Raw genomic sequence first — 23,285 nt, 5'->3', positions numbered from 1 at the left:
CGACTGACACACTGCAATCGCGAGCAAGCTCGCTCCCATAAGGGACCTGTGACGGGGTCTGCTCCGGACAGGCCCATTCGCCTCACTGTGCCGCGCGCACCTTGGCGATTTCCTCGTACATCGTCTTCACCAGGTCGGCATCCAAGGATTTGGCGAACTTGTCGACTACCGGTTTCACCCGCTCACGAAAGCGATCTTTCTCCGCCGGGGTGACTTCGTTCACGGTCATGGCACCGGCCAGCGTCACTTTGGCCTTGTCCATGCTCGCCGCCGTGACTTCACGCTGGAACTTCTGTGCCTCAGTGGCAGCCGAGCGAATCATCGCCTTCTCATCGTCGTTGAGACGGTTCCAGGTTTTCTGGCTGATGATCAACGACTGCGGGTTGAAGATGTGGCCCGTGACGGAGAGATACTTCTGCACCTCGTAGAACTTGTTGCCCTCAATCACGGTGAACGGGTTTTCCTGACCGTCGATGGTGTGCTGCTCAAGGCCCGTGTAGACCTCGGGGAACGCCATCGGCACCGGGTTGGCACCCAGGGCGGAGAAGGTCTCCAAGTAGATCGGCGACTGGATCACGCGAATCTTCAAGCCCTGCATGTCTTCAAGCTTGGTCACCGGATGCTTGCTGTTGGTCAGGTTACGAAAACCCAGGTCCCAATAACCCAGCGCGACCAGCCCTTTGCTGTCCAGTTGCGCGGCCAGTTTCTGTCCGACCGGACCATCAATGACCGCATGGGCTTCCTCGACGTTGTTGAACAGGAACGGGAAATCGAGCATGGCATAATCCGGTGCCTGGGCGGCCAGGATGCCGGAGTTGAGCACGGTGATGTCCAGCGTGCCGCCCTGCAACGCCGACACCGTTTGCACATCACCGCCCAGCGTACCGCCTGGGAACAGGCGGACCTTGATCTTGCCACCACTCTTCTCGCTGAGCAGGTCGGCGAACTTCTGCGCGCCCTGGCCTTGCGGATGCTCCTTGACGTTCTGGAAGGCGAATCGCAAGGTGCGTTCGCGGATTTCATCTGCGTGACTGACCACGCTACCCAGCAGCAGTCCCGTTGCGCACGCCCCGGCCAACAGGGTTTTCATCAATTGTCCCATGTCACTCTCCGATCATTATTGTTTTAAGGTCGAGCTAGCCAGCACCGGTGTTATCCGGTGAAGAATTTCAACGGTCCCAGGACCAATTGCGGAAACAGGACCAACAAGAACAGCACCACAAACTGCGCAAACATGAACGGCCACACCCCACGCACGATTTCCTCGAAGTCCAGCTTCGCCACCCCGCAGACCACGTTGAGCACCGTGCCCACGGGAGGCGTGATCAGGCCGATGGCTGTGTTGATCAGGAACAGCACGCCGAAGTACACCGGGTCGATCCCCGCCTGGATGACCGCCGGCATCAGCACCGGGGTGAGGATGAGGATGGTCGGGGTCATGTCCATCACCGTCCCCACCAGGATGATCAGCGCCATCATCACCAGCAACAGAAGGGTCTGGTTGTCCATGAAGGGCGCCAGCATTTCCGCCAACTGGCCCGGCAGATCGGCGATGGTCACCAGCCACGATGAAACCATGGCCGCCGCCACCAGCAGCATCACCACCGAGGTGGTCTTGGCGGAGGACAGAATCACTTCGTACAACTGGCTGACTTTCATTTCCCGGTAGATCACCAAGGACACGAACAGCGAATAGACCGCCGCGACCACGGCGGCTTCCGTGGGGGTGAAGATGCCGAACTTGAGGCCCAGGATGATGATCAAGGGCAGGCCCATCGCCCAACTGCCGTCGAGCAACGTGCGCAGCACTTCGGCACGGGAACGCTTGGGCGGTGTCTCGACGTTCTCGCTGCGGGAGATGTACCACCAGGCAACAGCCAGCGAAGCCCCCAGCATCAGGCCCGGCACAATACCGGCCAGGAACAGCTTGGAAATCGACACCCCGGACGCCACGCCAAAGACGATGAAACCGATGCTCGGCGGAATGACCGGTGCGATGATGCTACCGGCGGCGATCAGCCCGGCCGAGCGCCCTCGGTTGTGCCCGGCCAGCACCATCATCGGCACCAACAAAGCCGCCAGTGCCGCCGCATCGGCCACGGCCGAACCGGAGAGCGAAGCCAACAGGCAGGAAGCGATGATCGCCACGTAACCCAGGCCTCCGCGCTTATGCCCCACCAGCGCCATGGCAATATTGACGATGCGTTTGGACAGGCCGCCGACGTTCATGATTTCGCCGGCCAACATGAAGAACGGCACGGCCATCAGCGGGAAGCTGTCCGCGCCGTTGAGCAGGTTCTGGGCGATGATTTGCGCGTCGAACAGATCCAGGTAGAACATCAACGCCACACTGACCACCAGCAAGGCAAACGCGATGGGCATGCCCAGTGCCATGCTGCCCACCAGAGACCCGAGGAAAATAACCAGCGTCATGGGCGGGTACTCTTTGTAGGGTTATGGGTAATGGGGTCATGGGTGAGCACCTCGGCATCGTTGTCCTTGACCATCACCAACTCGTCATCCCCCAGCTTGCCGAACAGTGCCAGGTAGAGCTCGTAAAGCAGGATCGCTGCGGCACTGGCGCCAAACACCAGGCCGGCACCATAAAACAGCGCCATGGACAATCCTGACGCCGGAGCAACGACATTCAGGTTGATCGCTGCCTGTTGCCAACTGCCACTGAAAATCAGCCAGCAGATGTACAACATCAAAAGATGACTGATGACCAGGCAGATACGCTTGCCTGCCGGCGGCAAGCGCTTGACCAGGCTGTCCATGCCCAGGTGAGCACGGTCCTTGAGCGCCACCAGGGCACCGAGAAAAATCATCCAGACGAAGAACCAGCGCGACAGCTCCTCCGACACACTGATGCCCGAGTTGAAGGCATAGCGCAGCACCACATTGCCGAACACCAGCAAGATCATCGCGACCATGCACAACACAATCAGTAGCTTGAGCAGCTTGAAATACAGATCGACGACTTTTGTCATCTTGAAGGCCTCTCGGTTTGTCGGATGCCGGGGTCCAGCCGGCGCGATGGAACGGTAGCGGTGTCCGCTATCGAATCCAGACGCAGGTATTGCCGAGGGTTCCAGACCAGGTGCGACAGAGCGAGGGAAAGGCATCGGGGGTTTGCAGATAGATCCGCATGAGGTGTTCCTCTACTTTTTATTATGGTCTTGGCAATGCATCGCAAGACGTATGGCGCCTAAAATGTACCAACCAGTTAGTTCGGTCAATATCCCTGGCGCGAACGCGTTACAAAGCGTGCGATTATCGGCTAGAGGAGAATTGGGTTTGCGAGGGTATTAGAGCTATTCAAGAACGTTTCAAACATCACTCAGTCCAATTGAGAATCTCGCCGCTTATAAACACCGACAATGTACATATTCGTAGATCACTTAAAATAAAAACGTAATTTAAATTGAACTTTGACAGCCTTATAAGAATTGGCACTCAAGTACTAGGAAATCAATAACCTTGACAATATGCAGGCGCCATTTTAATGGCGAGCAAATCTCTTACAAAAACATTGGCGCCACTTGTCAAAAAAACGTCACCACTCCCCTTTGCCGAGCCCGAGGCCACGTAGTAGCACAAAAAACTCTTATTAATCAGACAGTAATAAAATTTAAAGATATCCGGGCACGCCTCTTTCTTGCCCTCGCAAGAAGACCCTTTTAAAAAAACATTCAAACTTCACATATAAAACTTTGCGACAACGAACATTGATGTTATTAATTTGACGGCCCAGATCAAGATGCCACTACGTCACTTCCTGTGTTCGTAAGTATCTGCCTGACATTGGATCCAATTAACTTAAACCGCTGGCTTGCCCAACCACTTCGTTGTGCTTGGACGGCTGTTGTGCGGCGCAGAAAACTGCGCGAGGAAGGACGTCATCGCTATTCAAGACTCACGGATCAAGATCCTTTCGATCTTCGGTACCCGTCCAGAAGCCATCAAGATGGCACCTTTGGTCAAGGCCCTCGCCGCAGAACCAGGTATTGAGTCGCTGATCTGCGTCACCGGCCAGCATCAAAGCATGCTCAAGCAGGTGCTGGACCTGTTCGACCTCAAGGCCGACTTCACTCTCGACGTGATGACGCCGCACCAGACGCTCAACTCCCTGACCGCCGCGTTGTACAGCGCCATCGACCCGGTACTGGAACAGACCCGGCCGGATCGGGTACTGGTCCATGGCGACACCACTTCGGCCATGGTCGCTTCGATGGCCGCCTTCCATCGACGCATTCCCGTCGGCCATGTGGAAGCCGGTCTGCGCACCGGTGACATCTACAGCCCCTGGCCGGAAGAAATGAACCGCCGCTGCATCGACCTCAGCGCCGACCTGCTGTTTGCACCTACCGAACAATCGCGCGACAACCTGCTGGGCGAACGTCTGCAAGGCCGTTGCCTGGTGACCGGCAATACCGTGATCGACGCGCTGCAACTGACGGCCCGACGCATCGATGACGATGCCCGGTTGCGTGACGAACTGGACCAACAGTTCCCGTTCCTGCAAACCGGACGCAAGCTGCTGCTGGTGACCGGCCACCGCCGGGAGAATTTCGGCGAGGGTTTCCTGGACATCTGCAAGGCCCTGCGCCAACTGGCCCAGCGGCCGGATATCCAGATCGTCTACCCGGTGCACCTCAACCCGAACGTGCTCGGGCCGGTTACCGAACAGCTGGGCGACTTGCTCAATGTGCACCTGATCAAGCCGCTGGATTACCTGGCCTTTGTGCGCCTGATGCAGCACGCCCACGTCATCCTCACTGACTCTGGCGGAGTGCAGGAAGAAGCGCCGTCCCTGGGCAAGCCGGTGCTGGTGATGCGCGACGTCACCGAACGCCCCGAAGCCGTGGCCGCAGGCACTGTGCGCCTGGTGGGCACTTCCCCGGCCTCGATCATCGCCGGTGTGGACGCGCTGTTCGACGACCAGGCCTTGTGGCGTCGTGCGTCACAGGCCGCCAACCCCTATGGCGATGGCAAGGCCAGCCAACGCATCGTCGACACCCTGATGGGCCGCCCGGTCAGCGACTTCATCGTGGGCCAGGCGCATTCGCTCCAGGAAATGGCACACGCGCCAACGTCCGAACCACAAGAGTTGCTCGCCGATTTCACCTCATAACTGCTATCCACCCTTATCAGATCGAGATTTGCCTGAATGAAGCCTTCCGTTGCCATCCCTACGGGCGCGCTCAGCGCCCTTGCCTGTGGCCTGAGCCTGCTCGCGCTCATGCCGACCTTTGCCCTGGCTGCGGACAGCCCGCTGACCCAGGCTATTCATCGACTCAACGCCGATACCCGCCAGACACGTGAAGTGCGCTTGAGCGACCTGGGCATCACTGCGCCGATCCTCTTGAGCGCCAGCGACGCCCGCCGCGAGCTCTACCTGCCGGTGCCCGCCGGCGTTGCCCTTGATGACGCCACCTTGCAACTGGATGCCAACTACCTCAATGGCGAAGGCGGTCGCAACACCCTGCTGCTGTCCCTCGATGGCTACCCGGTGCGCGCCGAAGGACTCAGCGAGGCACAAGGCGATGCCAGCGCCACACTCGGTGTCGACAAGGCCGCACGTGACAACGGCCTGGTGCGCCTGGGCATTGCCTGGTCCTCGGTGGTGTCTCGGCCGTTGTGCGAAGACGATCGAGTCATCGGCAATGTGCTGCGCATCCAACCCGAGACGCGCCTGAACTACAGCTACGACGCCAGCCAGTTGCGCGACATCGGTGCGGCTTGGGCGGCCCTGCCCGGTGAGCCCGGCATCCTCGTCGCCCCTGGCTCGTTGTCCGCCGCCAGCTACGACTCGGCCTGGCGCCTGGGTGTCGCACTGGAACGCATCGGCAAACACAGCCGCATCCTGCCCTTCCCTGTCGTGCAGGACCGCGTGGACCTGAGCAGCCTGCGCATTCCCGCCGAGTTATTGAGCATTCCAGCCTTCGCCAGCCTCAACGGCAAAGGCCTGCACACCTTGGCCAACCCGGCCGAGATCGGCGCACTGCTGGTGTTGGGCCAGACCCCGAACGTACAGGCTGACCTGGCGATCAACGACCCGGAACTGCTCAAGGCCATCAACCAGTCCCTGGACGCCTTGCAAAGCCAGGTTCAAGGCCTCGACACAACGGCAGCCAGCGCACTGACCCAATGGCGCGAGCAGCACGTCAACGCGGCGCTGGCGAGCGCCGGCACCGACAACGTAAGCCTGGCGCTGCTCGGCACTCGCCCGGTTCTGATGATCGCCCCGCAATCCACGGGCAAAGCCCTGTCGCTGCTCGGTTCGGCGTGGAGCAAACTGGCGAAAAGTCGCCAATTGACCGTCAGCGAAGCGCAAACACCGTTGAGCGACGATGGCCGTGTGGCCCTGGCGCGACTGGGCGGCGCCCCTGGCAACTTCGACGTGGCCTCGCGATTCGACTGGAGCACTTCGTTCCCTCTGGGCAGCGTGGCTTACGACGGTCGCCTGCCGGTCACGGCCGTGGTGGACGTCTCCGCAGCCCCGGGGGCTTCCGCTACGGCACCAGTGGCCTCGCTGTTTTTCAATGATTTCCTGATCGGCGCGCAGCAACTGACCACCGATGGTGAGTCACAGCGCATCCAAGCCCACATCCCGCGCTATGCCCTGGGCTCGAAGAACACCTTGCGCGTATCCTTCCAGCGCCAGCCGGTCAGCGACCGCTGCCTGGAAACGCCACAAGCCTTCCCGGTATCGGTCCTGCCGACCAGTCACATCGTCCTGGAAAAAGCCTCGCTGGATGACGACTTCTCCGGCATGGCCGCACGCTTCGCCGTGGACACTCAGGTCCTGGTTCCCCAGGCCTACCTCGACCAACCGGCCAGCAGCCTGGCGCGGGTCATTTCGGTGGCCGATACCAGCGGTGTGTCGCCGCTGCGCGCGCAGCTCAAGGTCAGCGCTGATCCGAAAGCCGTCGTCAGCCCGGACAAAGCCTTCCTGGCCTTCGAGTTGCCGCTCAAGGACAGCAAGGAATCGGTCCAGGTCGACGAGCAAGGTCGCCTGCGCATCAACCACAAGGACCAGGTGTTGCTGGACGTACAACCCCTCAACCAATTGGCCTCGCTGCAAGTGGTGCAGACCGCGGGCCAGCATGGCCTGGTCTACCGGGCCCTGGGCAACCAGCCGCCAAGCCTGACCAAGCCGATTGTGCTGACCCGTGGCGACGTGGCGATTCTGGGCAACAACGGGGCCGTGGCGATCTTCGATACCCAAGACCCAAGCGGTAGCCTGCTGATCGGTCGCGAAGAACCCAAGGGCCTGGACGCCTGGCGTAAACCTTCGATGCTCTGGCTGATTCCAGGCGCCTTTATCCTGTTCCTCCTCTTGTTGCTGGCAGGCCGTAGTGCCCGTCGCAATCGCCAGTAACGGTACCTTTCGATGACGTCGCTTTATTGGCCCTATTGGCTGGCCCATTACTACAACTACCTGGAGATCGCGACCATCGTGGTCGCGGTGCTGATCCTGATCTCCAGCCTGGACGATCTGATCGTTGACGTGTGGTACTGGTCTCGTCGGCTGTACCGCAAGTTCACCGTGGACCGCAAATACCGCCCGCTGACCGTCGAGCAATTGTTGGCCCGGGACGAACAGCCCCTGGCGATCATGGTGCCGGCCTGGCTGGAATATGACGTCATCGCGCCGATGATCGAGAACATGGTCTCGACACTCGACTACCAGAACTACGTGGTTTTCGTCGGTACGTACATCAACGACCAGCGCACCATCGACGAAGTCGAACGGATGCGCAGGCGTTACAAGCAACTGCACCGCGTGGAAGTGCCCCATGCCGGGCCGACCTGTAAGGCCGACTGCCTGAACTGGGTTATCCAGGCGATTTTCCTGCATGAGAAAACCCATGGCATGACCTTCGCCGGCGTCGTCCTGCACGACAGCGAGGACGTGCTGCATCCGCTGGAACTGCGTCTGTTCAACTATCTATTGCCGCGCAAGGACATGATCCAGTTGCCCGTGGTGTCGCTGGAGCGCAACTGGTACGAATGGGTGGCGGGCGTCTACATGGACGAGTTCGCCGAATGGCACGGCAAGGACCTGGTGGTGCGTGAAAGCATGACCGACACCGTGCCCTCGGCCGGCGTCGGCACTTGCTTTTCCCATCGCGCCCTGCGGGTGCTGGCCGGTGAAACCGAAAACCAGCCGTTCAACACCGACAGCCTCACCGAGGACTACGACGTTGGCGCGCGCTTGGCCAAGGTGGGCATGAATGCGATTTTCGTACGTTTCCCGGTGCAGTTCCGGGTACTGCGCAAATCCTGGTTCCGCAAACCTTACGAATCGACCCTGACGATGCCACTGTGCGTGCGCGAGTTTTTCCCGGACACGTTCCGCACCGCCTTCCGGCAGAAGGCCCGCTGGACCCTGGGCATCGGCTTGCAAGGCTGGGAGCAGATGGGCTGGCACGGCTCGCTGGCCAACCGATACCTGCTGTTTCGTGATCGCAAGGGGGTGGTGACGGCGTTCGTGAGCATCATCGCCTACGTCATTCTGGTGCAACTGCTGGGCTTGATCATTCTGCGCCACAGCGGCTTGTGGGATGTCACCTTCCCCACGCCGTTTGAAACCAATGGCCTGGTCAAATACCTGCTGTTGGCCAACGGCGTCGCCTTGGTCTGGCGCATCCTGCACCGCTATTACTTCACCACCGTGCTGTACGGTTGGCAGCATGGCTTGCTGTCCATGCCCCGCATGCTGGTGGGCAACTTCGTCAACTTCATGGCCGCCTCCCGGGCCTGGCGCATGTTCCTGGTGGGCAAGGTGATGAATCGCAAGCTGGTCTGGGACAAGACCATGCACGACTTTCCTTCCACCGACCTGGTCGCCATCGCGCCACGCCGCTTGGGCAGCGTGTTGCTGTCCTGGCAGGCCATCACCGACACCGCGCTGCAAAGCGCGCTCGACGAACAACAGGCGCGCAACGTGCCTTTAGGACGAATTCTGCTCAATAACGGCTGGCTGGACGATGAAACCTTGGCCGAAGCCATCGCGTTCCAGAATGACCTGCCCCGGGTCTTTGATGTCGCCGAGAAAGCCGCTGCCTCGACGTCCTCGTTGAGCCCCGAGTTTGCCTTGCGCTGGCGGGTCGTGCCCCTGGGACGCAATAGCGAAGGCTGCGAACAGATCGCCGTCGCCAACCCCTTGCCCGATGCAGGTCTGCAACAGGTCAGCGCCGAGCTGGGCAGCGAGCCGGTGCAACTGATCGCCCGGGAAAGCGAAATTCTCGCGCTGTTGCGCAAGATGCCTGTGCGCAACGGCCACACAGTGCCAAATGCCCGGGCGCCGCTGCTGGGTGACCTGCTGATCGAAATGGGCCTGCTCGATCGCGACGAATTCAGTCGCGTCATGCTCCAGTACCAGCCTCAACACCATGGCCGCATCGGCGATTACCTGGTCGACAGCGGTGTCCTGCCACGCTCGACGATCGAGCAGGCTGTGGCCCGTCAGCACGACCTTTACCCAACGGAGCTCCCGGCATGAACCGCCCCTTCCTGACCCTTTTGGCCACGGGGCTGAGCCTGATACCAGCGTTTGCGCTTGCCGAAACGTTGCCGCTGCCGCTGTCCGGTCCGGCCTATACCGCCGCCAGCGAAGCCTACAGCGCCTACGAACGCAAGGACTATGATCTGGCCATCGCCAAGGCACGCGAAGCCCTGCGCCAGCGTGCCGACGTGACGCGCCTGAACACCCTGATCGAGTTGGCCGAGCGGGACAGGAAACTGCGCGACCAACCCCTGCCCCTGGCAACGTCTCGCCCCGCCACGGCGGCACCGGGTTTTGTCGCCGCGTCCCAGGGATTCAAGGCCTATGACCGCGAACAATTCAGCCTCGCCGCGCAATCGGCCCGCAAGGCCATCGTTCAAGCACCCCGTCGCCGTGAATATCGCCTGTTGCTGATCGACTCCTTGCAGCGCCAGCAACACCTGGAAGAAGCCGACCGGGCCACCACCGATGCCCTTGGCATCTTTGCCAACGACAACACGTTGTTGATGCGCCGCAAAGCCATTCGCCGTCAACTGGCCGTGCCACTGGCGACCCAGGGCTATCGCGCCCTGGAACAAGGCAACAGCGCCCTGGCCGTGGACCAGGCGCGCAAAGCCGTAGCCTGGGCGCCAGAGATCGCCGCCAACCAGCAATTGCTCATCAGTGCCCTGCTCGCGGCAAAGGATTACCCCGCTGCCGAACAGGCTGCCTCTGGCTCGCTGGCGCTGGACGATCGCCAAGCCGCCCCATGGCTCCTGCGCAGCTATGCCCGGGATCGCCAGGGCAATCTGCCGGCAGCCCAGGCCGATCTGAACCGCGCCCTGTCCCTGCCCGGATTGTCGGCAAGCGAGCGCCGGGGCATCCGTCTCTTTGCCGTCGACGCCGCCCTGGCACGCGGTGAGCCTCAGCACGCGTTGGAGCAGTTGCAGACATTGGGCAATGACGACAGCGATGAGGTGACCCGTCGCAGCGATACAGCCCGTGCAGCACTGCGCCAGAAAAACAAAGGTCTGAACAGCCTGGCCCAGTTTCCACCACCGCCCCTGGAGTGCCAGGAAAGCACCTTCGGCCTGACCTGTGCGATCTGGCCGGGCAGCTCCCACGATGCCGGTACTGCGCTGGCGTCCCAGGCCTATGCCGCCCTCGCCCGCAAAGACCCGGCGACCGCAGTCGCCCTGGCCCACCAGGCCGTGGCGCGCGCGCCGCAGAACCCCGCTTATCGGCACCTGCTGGTCAGCGCCCTGACGGAGCAAAAACGCCTGCCCGAAGCCATCACCGCCGCCAGCGAAGGCCTGCAAACCCATGGCGACGACGCACGGCTATTGGTCATGCGTGGACGCCTGCGCCAGCAATCCGGAGACGATGCCAGCGCCCGGGATGACTTTACCCGCGCCCTGGCGCTAGGCAGCCTGCCGGCCTACGAAGAAGCCGGGCTGTATGCCGCCATCGGCCAGCGCCGCACCGCCCGCGAACGTCTACAAGAAGCCCGGGCCAGCGGCGAGCTGGCATCGGTGAGTGACCTGCAGGTCGCCTACCTCTCGATGCAGGCCGGCGACGACGAGGCGGCCCACACGGCGTTCCGCAAGGCCGACGCCAGCACGCCGCTACCCCCGACAGCGGCCCAGGACGCCGCCTACAACGCCATGCGCCTGCACGAAGACGACGAAGCCGTGGCGTACTTCAAGCGCGTCATCGATGGGCAGAAAACCACTGAGACGCCGCTGTCCGCACAACAGCTATTCGATACCCGTCGCACCGTGGGCGATGTTTCCCGCACTATCGGCCTGACCAGCACCACCAGCTATCGCGGCAACAGTTCCAGTGGCCTGAGCGCCGCCCCGGGCACCAGCAGCAGCGGCAGCGAAAGCAATGACCTGCTGCAAAACAGCACCGAACTGTCGTGGCGTCCGCTGGGCTATCGCAATGGTCGCTTTGTCGAACTCTACGGACGCATCACCGACACCCTATGGAGCAAGAACAGCGATTCGGACACGGGCGCGGATGCCTTGCAAGGCGCCCTCGGCGTGCGGGTCAAGCCCTTCAGTTCGGTCAACATCATGGCCGCCCTTGAACGGACCTTCCCGCTTGGTTCTTCCAATGTCGACGGCGACTGGCTGGTGCGACTGGGCTACGGTTCGAGCATCGGCACCGATCTGCGGGTCGATGTGCCGAGCTGGTGGACTTCGCAGCTGTACGCCGAGGTCGGCCACTACATCAACGACTCGCGGGACTACTTCAACAGCGAATGGCAAGTGGGTCGCAGCTACGCCATCGGTGGAACTGGCTCGCGCTGGGTGACCTTCCCCCATGTTGTCGCAGCGATCGACTACGATTCCAAGATGAAGAGCGAAGCGGGCGGCGGCTTTTCTTCCGGCGACGCCGGGGGGATCGGGATAGGAAACAACGTACGTTACTGGTTCCGGGAAGACGCCTACAACGCGCCACGCTCCTATGTGGACCTGTCCCTGCAATACCGGGCCAGGGTGTTTGGCGAGGATCGCGCCAAAGGCGTGTTCGCACGCCTGACCTACTCCTACTGAGGACGTTGGTGGGATATTCGGTTCATCGGTACGAAAAGCGGCTCGTCTTGCCGAGCCGCGACTAAACTGCATCCAGAAGGGACTTGTTTGAATAGCTTCGCAAAGTTCATCAATCGCAAGACCATCGCGGCGCTGTTTGTCGCCGTGCTCCTCAGCGCAGGTACAGGGACGTACTACATAATGACCACCACGACACCGAATATCGTCGGCATCGTCTGGCAGCCAGACAACCAGACCGTCGGCATCAGCGGCAATTGGGAAAAACTGGGAGTGCACGAGCTGCTCGTGCAATGGACGGTGGTGGACGACCAGGCCTTCGTGTCCGGAACCAGCCTGCCCAGCGTACCGGTACTGCCCGACTGGGCGCGCATCGCCAAGACGCCCTGGGCCCAGGATGTCATCCTCGGGCTGGCTGGCTATTTCAGCGAGAACCGCTCACGAGAAAACATCGAGCAACTGGCCGCGCTGTCGGAGAGCATTGCCGGGTTGCCGACGCCATTGCATGTCACCGGTTGGTACTTTCCGGCTGAAGTCGACCCCAGCTGGTCGGGCGCCACGGAGCTGCCGGCCTTGCTGGCCAAGCTGCCACGCCCACTGTGGATCAGCGTCTATGACGGCGCCAACATCGGCCCCGCCGCTACCGCAGACTGGCTCAAGCAATGGTTGCCGAACGACATCGGCGTGTTTTTCCAGGACGGCGTCGGCGTCTACGCCCGTACCGCCCCGGTTGCCCGCAACTACGCCGATGCCCTGCGTGACCGGCTTGGCAAGGATCGCGTGCGGATCATCGTCGAAGCCTTTCGCCCCAAATACGGCGGTGGCTTTCGCTCCGCCACGGTCGACGAGCTCAAGCCACAACTGGCGGCCTATGCAGGCTATCCGCTCTATCTGTTCGACGGGCCGCACTACATGACGCCAACCTTGGTGGACCAGTTGAAACAAGCCTTGGCCCAGCCTTGACCAGGCCTTAAAACCATCCGCCTTCCCTCGCCTACTGAGTCTGTATCGGTCTGTATCTGAGATGCGGACCGATACGAAACAATGCATCTCACCCTCTGTTGGCACACATCGTCGATACATCCGAGCGTTTAACTGTGATCACCGGACAGCACAACATTCGCTGCCACGGACCCACTCAATCAAGCGCAAGGAGAATCACCATGTTCAACTTCTCGAAAGTATCGTCCCTGGCTATCGCCCTGACATTGGTGGGCGGTATCGGCCTCGCCAATGTCGCCTCCGCCACCGCAGCCAGTGCATCGATTCACAACCAGGAGCAACCACTGGCTGAAGGCGGGGCTGATCGCTTGCTCGAGAATCGTGTGGCTGAAGGCGGTTCTGATCGTTTACTCGAGAATCGCGTGGCTGAAGGCGGGGCCGATCGGTTGCAGGAGTTGCGTGAACGCAGCGCGGTGTGAAGCGATTGTGTGGCGAGGGCTCTTGCTCCCGTTGGGCTGCGTAGCAGCCCCCTGCCCCCTCCCACTCGTTTAGTCACCGGTCGGCTGGTTTTGCGACTACTTCGCAGTCGAACGGGAGCAAGCTCCCTCGCCACAAAAGCGGATGGCTACTCATGGCTTGTGGCTCAAACCTCAGGGCTTGATGTTCTTCAGCTCATTGAGCAACCCGAGCAACTGCTCCATCTTTTCCTCGCCAAACTGCTCTTCGATCCGTCGATAGTTGCCTTCCATGCCCTCGCTCATGGACACGAAGCACTGCTGGCCGCGCTCGGTCAGCCCGACAAAGACCCGCCGCTGATCCTGGCTGGACTTCTGCCGCCGCACCAGACCGTCACGCTCCAGGCGACTGAGTACACCGGTCATGCTCGGTTTGAGGATGCACGCCTGGTGGGCGAGCTGATGGCTTTCCAGCTCCCCTTGCTGATGCAGGATGCGGATCACCCGCCATTGTTGTTCCGTGAGGTCATGCTGGTTCAGCGCCGGTCGAAAAAAAGCCATCGCCGCTTCGCGGGCTTGCAACAGCGTCAGGGTCAATGAGGGTCTGGGGTTGGCCATGTTCGAACTGTGTGGATGGGCGAGTCGGCAGCTTAGTGTCGCTATCACAGCGCTGCAAGCGCTCAGCGCAACCCTGATTGCCGCTGGCGATACTCCCCCGGCGTGAGTTGGGCGTAACGCTGGAAAAACCGACTGAAATACGCCGGGTCCTTGAACCCGAGCTGGTAGCAGATTTCATTGGCCGAGCTGCCGGTGAACAGCAACAGGCGCTTGGCCTCCTGCATCAGCCGCTCCATGATCAGGCGCTTGGAAGGCAGGTCGGCGATGCGTCGGCACACGTCATTGAGGCGCGCCTCGGTCACGCCGATGCCTTCGGCGTAGCGCGATAACGGCCAATGCTGCAGGTAGTGGGCCTCGATCAACTCGTTGAAGCGGTGAAAGATCTTCAGGTCTTCATGCCGGGCCGGCCTGGCCTCCAGGGAGTTGGAACATAACCGCAGCAGGCTGATCATGATCAGCCGCGTCAATGCGTCCAGTGTTGCGCTGCGCCCCGGGCGCCCGGCCGTCACCTCCTCACTCAACTCCTCGAACAGGTACTCCAACCGCCGCACCTCCCCCGCCTGCCCAGGCCCCAGTTGCGCCAGCGCTACGCAGGCCGCCGGCATTTGCACGCCCGCCGGCGCCAGGCTCGGGTCGGCGTCGATCAACTGCCACACCAATTGCTGGCGCACCGTCAGCACATGGCCGTCACTGTCGGCCTCGGTCACGAAGGAATGGGGAATGGTCGGTGGCGTGAGGAAGAACATCGGCCCGGATTCGACGTACTGCTGGTCATCGAGATATACGCGCACGGTGCCGCTCTTGACGTAGTGCACCTGGAAGAACCGGTCGTGACGATGAACCGGCATGTTGCGACCGAAAAAATCCGCCAGGTTGGCGAGTCGGTCGTAATGCACTTCGGCATCGCTGTAGCGCTGGTCGTACACCTGACCAATGTTGATGTTGGGGATCGGCTGACGGTCAGTCATCACGCAGTACTCATTTTCTTATTCTGGTCCAGATACCTGCCGCATTCATCCTGCACCGAATCCGGCAAGGCAACCAGTGCCCGCTCATTCTGTCACGCTTGACGATAGTTAACATCTTAATTATAACTGTTAACACATTAACAATAACCGCAGAGCCCTCACCCTCTGCATCGCCAGGAGACAAGCATGAGCCGAGCCCTGCATGACGTCGCGACCGGCACCCTGTTCGGGGTCGCGCTGAACTACCAGGGGCTGCTGAAACAGCGCCTCGCCGAGTTCGAGCAACCGCCCTACCAAAAACAGCCGCTCAAGCCCGTGCTGTTCATCAAGACCCCCAACACCCGCAACTGGCACGGTGCCGAGGTGGTTCACCCCGGTCGCAGCGAAACACTGCAACCAGGGCCGGCGCTTGGCGTGGTCATGGGCAAGTCAGCCAGTCGCGTCAGCGCCGCCGAAGCCCTGGACTACGTGGCCGGCTACACCCTCATCAATGAATTCAGCCTCCCGGAAGACAGCTATTACCGCCCCGCCGTCAAGGCCAAGTGCCGGGACGGTTTCTGCGCCATGGGCCCGGAACTGGTGCCCACCACTCAGGTGTCCGACCCTCACAGCCTGGCGATCACGCTGTACGTCAACGGCGAGGTTCGCCAGCAGAACAGCACCGCCAACTTCGTTCGCAACATCCCCCAACTGATCGCCGAGATCAGCGAGTTCATGACCTTGCATGCTGGCGACGTGCTGATCACCGGCACGCCTGAAGGCCGGGTCGACGTACTGCCCGGTGACCGTGTCGAAGTAGACATCAGCGGCCTGGGGCGTCTGGTCAATATCATCGTGGCCGAGGAAACAGGAGCAGGTTCATGAAACACGCGCGCATTCGTTTTGAAGGCCAGGATCAAGCCGTCACCGTTGAAGCTCACAACGCTGTACGCCTGGCGGACGGTCGCCTGCTGGCCGAGGACCAGGTCCAGTGGCTGCCACCGGCCACCGGCAGCATGTTCGCCCTGGGCCTGAATTATGCCGATCACGCCGCCGAGCTGGCGTTCAAGCCGCCGACCGAGCCCCTGGCATTCATCAAGTCCCCCGGCACCTACACCGGCCACAACCGGGCGACCTGGCGTCCCGACAACGTCGCCTACATGCACTACGAGTGCGAGCTCGTGGCGGTCATCGGCAAAGCGGCGCGCAACGTCAAGCGCGAGGATGCGTTGGAATACCTGGCCGGCTACACCGTGTGCAACGACTACGCGATCCGCGATTACCTGGAAAACTACTACCGCCCCAACCTGCGGGTGAAGAACCGTGACGCGACAACGCCCGTCGGCCCATGGATTGTCGACGTGGCCGATGTGCCGGACCCGAGCAACCTGAAGCTGCGCACCTGGATCAACGGCCAGTTGCGCCAGGAAGGCAGCACGAAGGACATGATTTTCGATATCCCGTACCTGATCGAATACCTGTCCAGCTTCATGACCTTGCAGCCCGGCGACATGATCGCCACTGGCACGCCGGAAGGCCTGGCGGACGTGGTGCCCGGTGATGAAGTGGTGGTGGAAGTGGAAGGCGTCGGTCGCCTGGTCAATCGAATTGTCAGCGAAGCCGAGTTCTTCGCATCCCGTAAAGAGGCTTGAGCAGCATGATCAAACACTGGATCGACGGCCGTGAGGTCGAAAGCAAAGACGTCTTCGTCAACTACAATCCTGCCACCGGCGAGGCCATCGGCGAAGTCGCCAGCGGCGGCGCCGAGGAAGTGGCCCAAGCGGTCGCGGCAGCCAAGGAAGCGTTTCCGAAATGGGCCAATACCCCGGCCAAGGAACGCGCCCGGCTGATGCGCAAGCTCGGTGAACTGATCGAGCAGAACGTGCCGCAACTGGCCGAACTGGAAACCCTCGACACGGGCTTGCCGATCCACCAGACCAAGAACGTGCTGATCCCGCGGGCCTCCCACAACTTCGATTTCTTTGCCGAAGTCTGCACGCGAATGGACGGTCACACCTATCCGGTCGACGACCAGATGCTCAACTACACCCTGTACCAACCGGTGGGTGTCTGCGCGCTGGTATCGCCCTGGAACGTGCCGTTCATGACCGCGACCTGGAAAACGGCGCCGTGCCTGGCCCTGGGCAACACGGCCGTGCTGAAGATGTCCGAGCTGTCGCCGCTGACCGCCAACGAGTTGGGGCGCCTGGCCGTCGAGGCCGGCATTCCCAATGGCGTATTGAACGTGATCCAAGGCTACGGCGCCACCGCCGGCGACGCGCTGGTGCGCCACCCGGATGTACGGGCGATCTCCTTCACCGGGGGCACCGCCACCGGCAAGAAAATCATGCAGACCGCCGGGTTGAAAAAGTACTCGATGGAACTGGGCGGCAAGTCGCCGGTACTGATTTTCGAAGACGCCGACCTGGAACGCGCCCTCGACGCCGCGCTGTTCACCATTTTTTCCCTCAATGGCGAACGCTGCACCGCCGGCAGCCGGATCTTCATCCAGGAAAGCGTCTACCCGCAATTCGTGGCCGAGTTTGCCGCCCGCGCCAAACGCCTGATCGTCGGTGATCCGCAGGACCCGAAGACCCAGGTCGGTTCGATGATCACCCAGGCCCATTACGACAAGGTCACCGGCTACATCAAGATCGGCCTCGAAGAGGGCGCCACCCTCCTGGCCGGTGGCCTGGAGCGTCCGGCCAATTTGCCTGCCCACCTGAGCCGTGGCCAGTTCATCCAGCCGACGGTGTTCGCCGACGTCAACAACAAGATGCGCATCGCCCAGGAAGAAATCTTCGGCCCGGTGGTGTGCCTGATCCCGTTCAAGGATGAAGCCGAGGCCCTGCAACTGGCCAACGACACCGAATATGGCCTGGCTTCGTACATCTGGACCCAGGACATTGGCAAGGCCCATCGCCTGGCCCATGGCATCGAGGCCGGCATGGTGTTCATCAACAGCCAGAACGTGCGCGACCTGCGCCAGCCTTTCGGCGGCGTGAAGGGTTCCGGAACCGGCCGCGAAGGCGGACAGTACAGCTTTGAAGTGTTTGCCGAGATCAAGAACGTTTGCATCTCCATGGGCAGTCATCACATACCGCGATGGGGTGTTTAACCCAAGGTAAGTGATGAACCCTGTGGCGAGGGAGCTTGCTCCCGCTGGGCTGCGAAGCAGCCCCGCTTTTCCTGAAGATTGCTGCGCAATCGAGCGGGAGCAAGCTCCCTCGCCACAACTCATCAGCAAGACCCGATTCACCGATTATCCAAGATCCAACAAGAACAATCTTTTCAGGAGAATCATCATGGGCGAAGTCGTCCTGGCTGCGAAAATCTGCCACGTTCCCTCGATGTACCTGTCGGAGCTGCCCGGCAAGCACCACGGTTGCCGCGCCGCCGCGATTGCCGGCCACAAGGAAATCGGCCGTCGCGCCCGTGAGCTGGGGGCCGACACCGCCGTGGTGTTCGACGTGCACTGGCTGGTCAACAGCGCCTATCACGTCAACAGCGGCGCGCACTTCAAGGGCATCTACACCAGCAACGAGCTGCCGCACTTCATCAAGAACATGGAGTACGAATACTCAGGCGCCCCGGAACTGGGCGAGCTGATCGCCGCCGAGGCCAATGCCGCCGATGTGCGCACCCTGGCCCACAACATCCCAAGCCTTGAACTGGAATACGGCACGCTGGTGCCGATGCGCTACATGCACATGGACGTCCCTCAGGAACAGAAATTCGACGTCGTATCGATTGCTGCCTGGTGCGCCTGGCACCGCCTGCAAGACAGCTTCACCTTCGGCGCCGCCGTGCGCCGGGCCATCGAAAAAAGCGACCGCAAGGTCCTGGTGCTCGCGTCCGGCTCGCTGTCGCACCGTTTCTCCGACGATCGCAACGCTGAAGCCAACATCCACAACTGGACGCGGGAGTTCGACAAGCAGGTCGACCTGCACGTCGTCGAGATGTGGCGTCAGGGCCGCTGGAAAGAGTTCTGCGCGATGCTCCCGGACTATGCCGAACACTGCTTCGGCGAAGGCAAGATGCATGACACGGCGATGCTGCTGGGGTTGCTCGGCGGGCCGGACTACGACAAGCCTGCCGAAATCATCACCGAGCCTTTCGGCAGCTCCGGCACCGGACAGATCAACGCCATTTTTCCAGTCTGAACAGCAGCTGCAAGCCGCAAGCTAAAAGCTGATCGCTTGCAACTTGCCGCTTGTAGCTCACCACTCAAAGCTGCCGACGCAGGAGGCCCCCATGCCGCATTTCATCGCTGAATACACCGACAACATCGAACAACAAGCCGACCTGCCCGACCTGTTTGAAAAGGTCCACGCCTTGCTGGGCGACAGCGGCGTGTTCCCCCTGGGCGGCATCCGCAGCCGGGGCGTGCGTCTCGACACCTGGCGCATGGCCGACGGCAAGCACGACTACGCCTTCGTACACATGACCTTGAAAGTCGGCCACGGCCGCGACCTGGCCACGCGCCAGAAAGTCGCGGAAAAACTCTTCGAGGTGATCACCGCGCACTTTGCCGAGCTCCAGGCCCAGCGCCTGCTGGCCCTGTCGTTCGAGATGATCGAGCTGCACGAACAGCTCAATTTCAAGGCCAACAACGTCCACGCCTTCCTCAAGGGCCAGGCCACCTGAATCCGTCTGCCTCGCGTTCCCCATCGGCCTCTCTGACAAAAAGTACAAGATCATGAGCACAGCCCATACCGCCAACACCGCCGGCACCGTCGCGCACGACCGCACCCATGCCACCATCACCTGGCGGCTGATGCCGCTGCTGCTGGTCTGTTACCTCTTTGCCCACCTTGATCGCATCAACATCGGCTTCGCGAAGATGCAGATGAGCGCCGACCTGCAGTTCAGCGACACGGTCTACGGCTTCGGCGCAGGGCTGTTCTTCATCGCCTATGCGCTGTTTGGGGTGCCCAGCAACATGGCCCTGGACCGGGTCGGTCCGCGGCGCTGGATCGCCACGCTGATGGTGGTCTGGGGCGCTTTGTCCACCGGCATGTTCCTTATCGACAGCGCCGCCGGTTTCTACGTGTTGCGCTTTCTGCTGGGCGTGGCCGAGGCCGGTTTCTTTCCTGGCATCCTGGTCTTTCTCAACCGTTGGTATCCGGCCCGGCGCCGGGCCCAGGTGACCGCGTTGTTCGCCATCGCCGTGCCGATGGCCGGGGTGATTGGCGGGCCTTTGTCCGGCGGCATTCTCGAGCACTTCCATGATGTTGGCGGTTTGCGTGGCTGGCAGTGGATGTTCGTCATCGAAGGGCTGCCGGTGATCCTGCTCGGCCTTGTTATGCTCAAATGCCTGCCGGACGATTTCGAGACGGTCAAGTGGCTCACACCGCACGCCAAGCAGCAGCTGCGCGAACAACTGAGCCTTGAAGAACAGCGCAAATCCATCACCTCGTTTTCGGCGATTCTCAACAATCCGCAGGTCTGGTTGTTGGTGGCGGTGTACTTTGCCGTGATGTTGGCGGTGAATACCCTGGCCTTCTGGATGCCCACCCTGATCCATGGCGCCGGCATCGGCAGCGACGGCAAGGTCGGGCTGCTCAGCGCGGTGCCCTACCTGGCCGGCTGTTTCTTCATGATCGGCTGCGGGCGCTCCTCCGACCGCCATCGCGAACGTCGCTGGCACCTGTGCGTACCGCTGTTGATGGCCGCGCTGGGCATTGCGGTCACCGGGTTCTCACCCGGCAATCCAATCCTGGTGCTCAGCGGCCTGATTGTCGCCGGCATGGGCGCCAGTGCGGCGTTGCCGATGTTCTGGCAGCTGCCGCCAGCCTTCCTGTCCAACGGCACCCAGGCCGCCGGTATCGCGCTGATCAGCTCCTTCGGCAGCATCGCCTCATTCTTCGCGCCCTACCTGATCGGCTGGATGCGCGACACCACCCAGAGCGCCAGCCTCGCCTTGTATGTGCTGGCCCTGCTCATCGCCCTTGGTGGCTTGCTGGTGCTGCGCACACAGGCCGCCATCGTCAACCCTCAATAAGAGACCCTTGCCATGCTTGACCAGAACCTCATCCAACAAGCCGCCGCCCGCCTCGACCATGCCGAACGCTCCCGCGAGCAGGTGCGGCAGTTTTCCCTCGATCACCCGGACATCACGATCGAGGATGCCTACGCCATTCAGCGCGCCTGGGTCGCGCAGAAAATCAAGGACGGCCGCAAGCTGGTCGGCCACAAGATCGGCCTGACCTCCCGGGCCATGCAGGTGTCGTCGAACATCACCGAGCCGGACTACGGCGCGCTGCTGGACGACATGTTCTTTGACGAAGGCACCGACATCCCGTTCGAGCGTTTCATCGTGCCGAGGGTGGAAGTGGAGCTGGCGTTCATCCTCGGCAAGCCCTTGAAAGGCCCGAATGTGACGGTTTTCGACGTGCTCGACGCCACCGAATGGGTGATTCCGGCGCTGGAAATCATCGATGCGCGCATCCAGCAGATCGACCCGCAGACCAAGGCGACCCGCAAGGTGTTCGACACCATTTCCGACAACGCCGCCAATGCCGGCGTGGTCATGGGCGGTCGCGCCGTACGCCCGACCGAGATCGACCTGCGCAAGGTGCCGGCGGTGCTGTACCGCAACGGCGTGATCGAAGAGTCCGGCGTCTCGGCGGCGGTGCTCAATCACCCGGCCAAAGGGGTGGCCTGGCTGGCGAACAAGCTGGCGGCCTATGACGTCACCCTGCAACCGGGACAGATCATTCTCGGTGGTTCCTTCACCCGCCCCGTGGCAGCCAAGCCCGGCGATACCTTCCACGTCGACTACGACATGCTCGGCTCCATCGCCTGCCGTTTCGTCTGATCGGAGACCGTTTCATGGACATGCCCATCAATACCTTCAAGCAACGCCTGCGCAGCGGCGAGGCGCAGATCGGCCTGTGGCTGGGATTGGCCGATGCCTACTGTGCGGAACTGGCGGCCAACGCCGGCTTCGACTGGCTGCTGATCGACGGTGAACACGCGCCCAACGACTTGCGCACCTTGCTCGGCCAGCTCCAGGCCGTGGCCCCCTACCCCAGCCAGCCGGTGATACGCCCAGTGATCGGTGACACGGCGCTGATCAAGCAAGTGCTCGATATTGGCGTGCAGACCCTGCTGGTGCCGATGGTGGAAAGCGCCGACCAGGCGCGCGAACTGGTGCGCGCCATCCACTACCCGCCCCATGGCGTACGCGGTGTCGGCAGCGCACTGGCCCGGGCGTCACGCTGGAACAGCATCCCCGGTTACCTCGACAAAGCCGACGAGCAGATGTGTTTGCTGGTGCAGATCGAAAGCCGCGAGGGCCTGGCCAACCTGGACGCCATTGCCGCGGTGGACGGTGTCGATGGGGTCTTTATCGGCCCGGCGGACCTGAGCGCCTCCATGGGTTTTCGCGGCAACCCCGGCCACCCGCAGGTACAAGCGGCCATCGAAGACGCCATCGCCCGCATCCGTCAGGCCGGCAAGGCAGCCGGGATTCTCAGTGCCGATGAAAAACTGGCCCGGCGCTATATCGAACTCGGCGCGGCGTTTGTCGCGGTGGGCGTGGATACGACGGTGTTGATGCGGGGCTTGCAGACATTGGCGGCGACGTTCAAGGACACACCAAAGCCTGCGGCTGGCGGTGTGTACTGACAGCACCACAAACCCCGTGGCGAGGGAGCTTGCTCCCGCTGGGTCGCGAAGCGGCCCCCTTGAATCCGACAGTGAATTCAAGACTTTTGGGCCTGCTGCGCAGTCCAGCGGGAGCAAGCTCCCTCACCACAAAAGTAGACCAGCCTCAGCGCCTGATCGCCTTCAGGTCATTGAGCAACCCCAGAAGCGTCTGCAATTTTTCCTCCCCTAACTTGTCCTGCAGACGCTGATAGTTCGCTTCCATGCTCTGGCTCATCGAATCGAAGCTCGCCTGTCCTTGCGGCGCCAGGCGCACCAGCACCCGGCGCTGATCCTGCTCAGCCTTGCGCCGCACCACCATGCCTGCCGCCTCCATGCGCACCAGCACGCCGGTCATGCTGGGCTTGAGGATGCAGGCCAATTCGGCCAGGCGATTGATCTCCAGCTCATCGTGCTGGCTAAGAATGCGGATGACTCGCCATTGCTGCTCGGTCAAGCCATGTTGATTGAGGGAAGGCCGGAAAAAACCCATGGCCGCTTCACGGGCCTGGAGCAGGGTCAGGGTCAAGGATTGGCGCGGCTTGGGCATGAGAATGTTCGCGAGAAAGATTTAGTTAATGAGTTAACTAAATCTTAACAGCTTCCACCCCATGTCGGACCA

20 protein-coding genes are annotated in these 23,285 nt (G+C 61.6%); 14 read left to right on the top strand and 6 right to left on the bottom strand.

Annotation, left to right across the window (positions count from 1 at the left end; all coding sequences use genetic code 11):
* Positions 1–82: 82 nt before the first annotated feature.
* Genes BLO97_RS04100 through BLO97_RS04090 form a run of 3 tightly spaced genes read right to left on the bottom strand, consistent with a single transcriptional unit; the run spans position 83 to position 2,990 of the window.
* Complete coding sequence (locus BLO97_RS04100) at positions 83–1,102, bottom strand: TRAP transporter substrate-binding protein (protein WP_092141214.1); 1,020 nt, start codon at positions 1,100–1,102, stop codon at positions 83–85.
* Positions 1,103–1,152: 50 nt separating this feature from the next.
* Positions 1,153–2,433 (bottom strand): TRAP transporter large permease subunit, encoded by a 1,281-nt coding sequence (locus BLO97_RS04095; protein WP_092141217.1) that lies wholly within the window; start codon positions 2,431–2,433, stop codon positions 1,153–1,155.
* A complete protein-coding gene (locus tag BLO97_RS04090) occupies positions 2,430–2,990 on the bottom strand; it encodes a TRAP transporter small permease (RefSeq protein WP_092345066.1) in 561 nt (186 codons plus the stop codon). Before BLO97_RS04090 ends, BLO97_RS04095 begins: the two co-directional genes overlap by 4 nt.
* Before the next feature lie 911 nt (positions 2,991–3,901).
* Between BLO97_RS04090 and wecB the strand changes: the two genes are divergently transcribed.
* From wecB to BLO97_RS04060, 6 genes are all read left to right on the top strand, one after another.
* On the top strand, positions 3,902–5,134 hold the full coding sequence (wecB, locus tag BLO97_RS04085) for a non-hydrolyzing UDP-N-acetylglucosamine 2-epimerase (protein ID WP_092345113.1): 1,233 nt from the start codon (positions 3,902–3,904) through the stop codon (positions 5,132–5,134).
* Between the two features lie 36 nt (positions 5,135–5,170).
* Positions 5,171–7,384: a hypothetical protein gene (locus BLO97_RS04080; RefSeq protein WP_092345064.1), complete on the top strand. Its 2,214-nt coding sequence runs from the start codon at positions 5,171–5,173 to the stop codon at positions 7,382–7,384.
* A 12-nt stretch (positions 7,385–7,396) separates the two neighbouring features.
* Entirely contained in the window at positions 7,397–9,511 is a 2,115-nt protein-coding gene (locus BLO97_RS04075; protein ID WP_092345062.1) for a glycosyl transferase family protein, read from the top strand.
* Complete coding sequence (locus BLO97_RS04070) at positions 9,508–12,054, top strand: NfrA family protein (protein ID WP_092345060.1); 2,547 nt, start codon at positions 9,508–9,510, stop codon at positions 12,052–12,054. The genes BLO97_RS04075 and BLO97_RS04070 overlap by 4 nt, the downstream gene beginning before the upstream one ends.
* Before the next feature lie 180 nt (positions 12,055–12,234).
* Positions 12,235–13,014, top strand: coding sequence for an alpha-amylase family protein (locus tag BLO97_RS04065; RefSeq protein WP_092345111.1), 780 nt, complete (start codon positions 12,235–12,237; stop codon positions 13,012–13,014).
* A 200-nt stretch (positions 13,015–13,214) separates the two neighbouring features.
* The gene (locus BLO97_RS04060) at positions 13,215–13,472 is read left to right on the top strand and encodes a phage infection protein (RefSeq protein WP_092345058.1); all 258 of its coding nucleotides are present in this window, start codon (positions 13,215–13,217) and stop codon (positions 13,470–13,472) included.
* A gap of 171 nt (positions 13,473–13,643) precedes the next feature.
* Here the strand turns inward: BLO97_RS04060 and hpaR (BLO97_RS04055) are convergent, their stop codons facing one another.
* Entirely contained in the window at positions 13,644–14,066 is a 423-nt protein-coding gene (gene hpaR / locus BLO97_RS04055) for a homoprotocatechuate degradation operon regulator HpaR (protein ID WP_063321373.1), read from the bottom strand.
* Positions 14,067–14,128: 62 nt separating this feature from the next.
* Positions 14,129–15,034 carry a 4-hydroxyphenylacetate catabolism regulatory protein HpaA gene (gene hpaA / locus BLO97_RS04050; protein ID WP_018613304.1) on the bottom strand — a complete coding sequence of 302 codons (906 nt, stop codon included), beginning with the start codon at positions 15,032–15,034 and terminating at the stop codon, positions 14,129–14,131.
* A gap of 186 nt (positions 15,035–15,220) precedes the next feature.
* On the opposite strand from hpaA, the gene BLO97_RS04045 reads away from it, so the two are divergent.
* From BLO97_RS04045 to hpaI, 8 genes are all read left to right on the top strand, one after another.
* Positions 15,221–15,898 (top strand): fumarylacetoacetate hydrolase family protein, encoded by a 678-nt coding sequence (locus tag BLO97_RS04045; RefSeq protein ID WP_092345056.1) that lies wholly within the window; start codon positions 15,221–15,223, stop codon positions 15,896–15,898.
* On the top strand, positions 15,895–16,665 hold the full coding sequence (locus BLO97_RS04040) for a fumarylacetoacetate hydrolase family protein (RefSeq protein WP_092345054.1): 771 nt from the start codon (positions 15,895–15,897) through the stop codon (positions 16,663–16,665). The genes BLO97_RS04045 and BLO97_RS04040 overlap by 4 nt, the downstream gene beginning before the upstream one ends.
* 5 nt (positions 16,666–16,670) lie before the next feature.
* Entirely contained in the window at positions 16,671–18,131 is a 1,461-nt protein-coding gene (hpaE, locus tag BLO97_RS04035) for a 5-carboxymethyl-2-hydroxymuconate semialdehyde dehydrogenase (protein WP_092141229.1), read from the top strand.
* Positions 18,132–18,318: 187 nt separating this feature from the next.
* Positions 18,319–19,176, top strand: a complete 858-nt coding sequence (hpaD, locus tag BLO97_RS04030) for a 3,4-dihydroxyphenylacetate 2,3-dioxygenase (RefSeq protein WP_063321378.1) — start codon at positions 18,319–18,321, stop codon at positions 19,174–19,176.
* A gap of 91 nt (positions 19,177–19,267) precedes the next feature.
* A complete protein-coding gene (locus tag BLO97_RS04025) occupies positions 19,268–19,660 on the top strand; it encodes a tautomerase family protein (protein ID WP_092345052.1) in 393 nt (130 codons plus the stop codon).
* A gap of 52 nt (positions 19,661–19,712) precedes the next feature.
* Positions 19,713–21,017, top strand: coding sequence for an MFS transporter (locus BLO97_RS04020; RefSeq protein ID WP_092345050.1), 1,305 nt, complete (start codon positions 19,713–19,715; stop codon positions 21,015–21,017).
* Positions 21,018–21,029: 12 nt separating this feature from the next.
* On the top strand, positions 21,030–21,833 hold the full coding sequence (gene hpaH / locus BLO97_RS04015; RefSeq protein ID WP_092345048.1) for a 2-oxo-hept-4-ene-1,7-dioate hydratase: 804 nt from the start codon (positions 21,030–21,032) through the stop codon (positions 21,831–21,833).
* A 14-nt stretch (positions 21,834–21,847) separates the two neighbouring features.
* The gene (hpaI, locus tag BLO97_RS04010; protein ID WP_063321382.1) at positions 21,848–22,645 is read left to right on the top strand and encodes a 4-hydroxy-2-oxoheptanedioate aldolase; all 798 of its coding nucleotides are present in this window, start codon (positions 21,848–21,850) and stop codon (positions 22,643–22,645) included.
* A gap of 145 nt (positions 22,646–22,790) precedes the next feature.
* Here hpaI and hpaR (BLO97_RS04005) read toward each other — a convergent pair whose 3' ends face one another.
* On the bottom strand, positions 22,791–23,213 hold the full coding sequence (hpaR, locus tag BLO97_RS04005) for a homoprotocatechuate degradation operon regulator HpaR (RefSeq protein ID WP_092141241.1): 423 nt from the start codon (positions 23,211–23,213) through the stop codon (positions 22,791–22,793).
* Positions 23,214–23,285 lie beyond the last annotated feature (72 nt).

Origin of the sequence: Pseudomonas sp. NFACC05-1 (assembly GCF_900100135.1) — a bacterium.
In the GTDB taxonomy this organism is placed as follows: domain Bacteria; phylum Pseudomonadota; class Gammaproteobacteria; order Pseudomonadales; family Pseudomonadaceae; genus Aquipseudomonas; species Aquipseudomonas fluorescens_Q.
Note: the sequence above shows the minus strand (reverse complement) of the source record. Positions and strands in the feature narration are given on the sequence as shown.

Bases quoted from the DNA above. Each gene is read 5' to 3' on its own strand.
- BLO97_RS04095 (WP_092141217.1), bottom strand. From the start codon at position 2,433: ATGACGCTGGTTATTTTCCTCGGGTCTCTGGTGGGCAGCATGGCACTG.
- BLO97_RS04060 (WP_092345058.1), top strand. From the start codon at position 13,215: ATGTTCAACTTCTCGAAAGTATCGTCCCTGGCTATCGCCCTGACATTG.
- BLO97_RS04020 (WP_092345050.1), top strand. From the start codon at position 19,713: ATGAGCACAGCCCATACCGCCAACACCGCCGGCACCGTCGCGCACGAC.
- BLO97_RS04040 (WP_092345054.1), top strand. From the start codon at position 15,895: ATGAAACACGCGCGCATTCGTTTTGAAGGCCAGGATCAAGCCGTCACC.
- BLO97_RS04070 (WP_092345060.1), top strand. From the start codon at position 9,508: ATGAACCGCCCCTTCCTGACCCTTTTGGCCACGGGGCTGAGCCTGATA.
- hpaD (WP_063321378.1), top strand. From the start codon at position 18,319: ATGGGCGAAGTCGTCCTGGCTGCGAAAATCTGCCACGTTCCCTCGATG.
- BLO97_RS04080 (WP_092345064.1), top strand. From the start codon at position 5,171: ATGAAGCCTTCCGTTGCCATCCCTACGGGCGCGCTCAGCGCCCTTGCC.
- hpaI (WP_063321382.1), top strand. From the start codon at position 21,848: ATGGACATGCCCATCAATACCTTCAAGCAACGCCTGCGCAGCGGCGAG.
- BLO97_RS04075 (WP_092345062.1), top strand. From the start codon at position 7,397: ATGACGTCGCTTTATTGGCCCTATTGGCTGGCCCATTACTACAACTAC.
- hpaR (WP_063321373.1), bottom strand. From the start codon at position 14,066: ATGGCCAACCCCAGACCCTCATTGACCCTGACGCTGTTGCAAGCCCGC.
- BLO97_RS04100 (WP_092141214.1), bottom strand. From the start codon at position 1,102: ATGGGACAATTGATGAAAACCCTGTTGGCCGGGGCGTGCGCAACGGGA.
- hpaR (WP_092141241.1), bottom strand. From the start codon at position 23,213: ATGCCCAAGCCGCGCCAATCCTTGACCCTGACCCTGCTCCAGGCCCGT.
- BLO97_RS04045 (WP_092345056.1), top strand. From the start codon at position 15,221: ATGAGCCGAGCCCTGCATGACGTCGCGACCGGCACCCTGTTCGGGGTC.
- hpaA (WP_018613304.1), bottom strand. From the start codon at position 15,034: ATGACTGACCGTCAGCCGATCCCCAACATCAACATTGGTCAGGTGTAC.
- hpaE (WP_092141229.1), top strand. From the start codon at position 16,671: ATGATCAAACACTGGATCGACGGCCGTGAGGTCGAAAGCAAAGACGTC.
- BLO97_RS04065 (WP_092345111.1), top strand. From the start codon at position 12,235: ATGACCACCACGACACCGAATATCGTCGGCATCGTCTGGCAGCCAGAC.
- BLO97_RS04025 (WP_092345052.1), top strand. From the start codon at position 19,268: ATGCCGCATTTCATCGCTGAATACACCGACAACATCGAACAACAAGCC.
- BLO97_RS04090 (WP_092345066.1), bottom strand. From the start codon at position 2,990: ATGACAAAAGTCGTCGATCTGTATTTCAAGCTGCTCAAGCTACTGATT.
- hpaH (WP_092345048.1), top strand. From the start codon at position 21,030: ATGCTTGACCAGAACCTCATCCAACAAGCCGCCGCCCGCCTCGACCAT.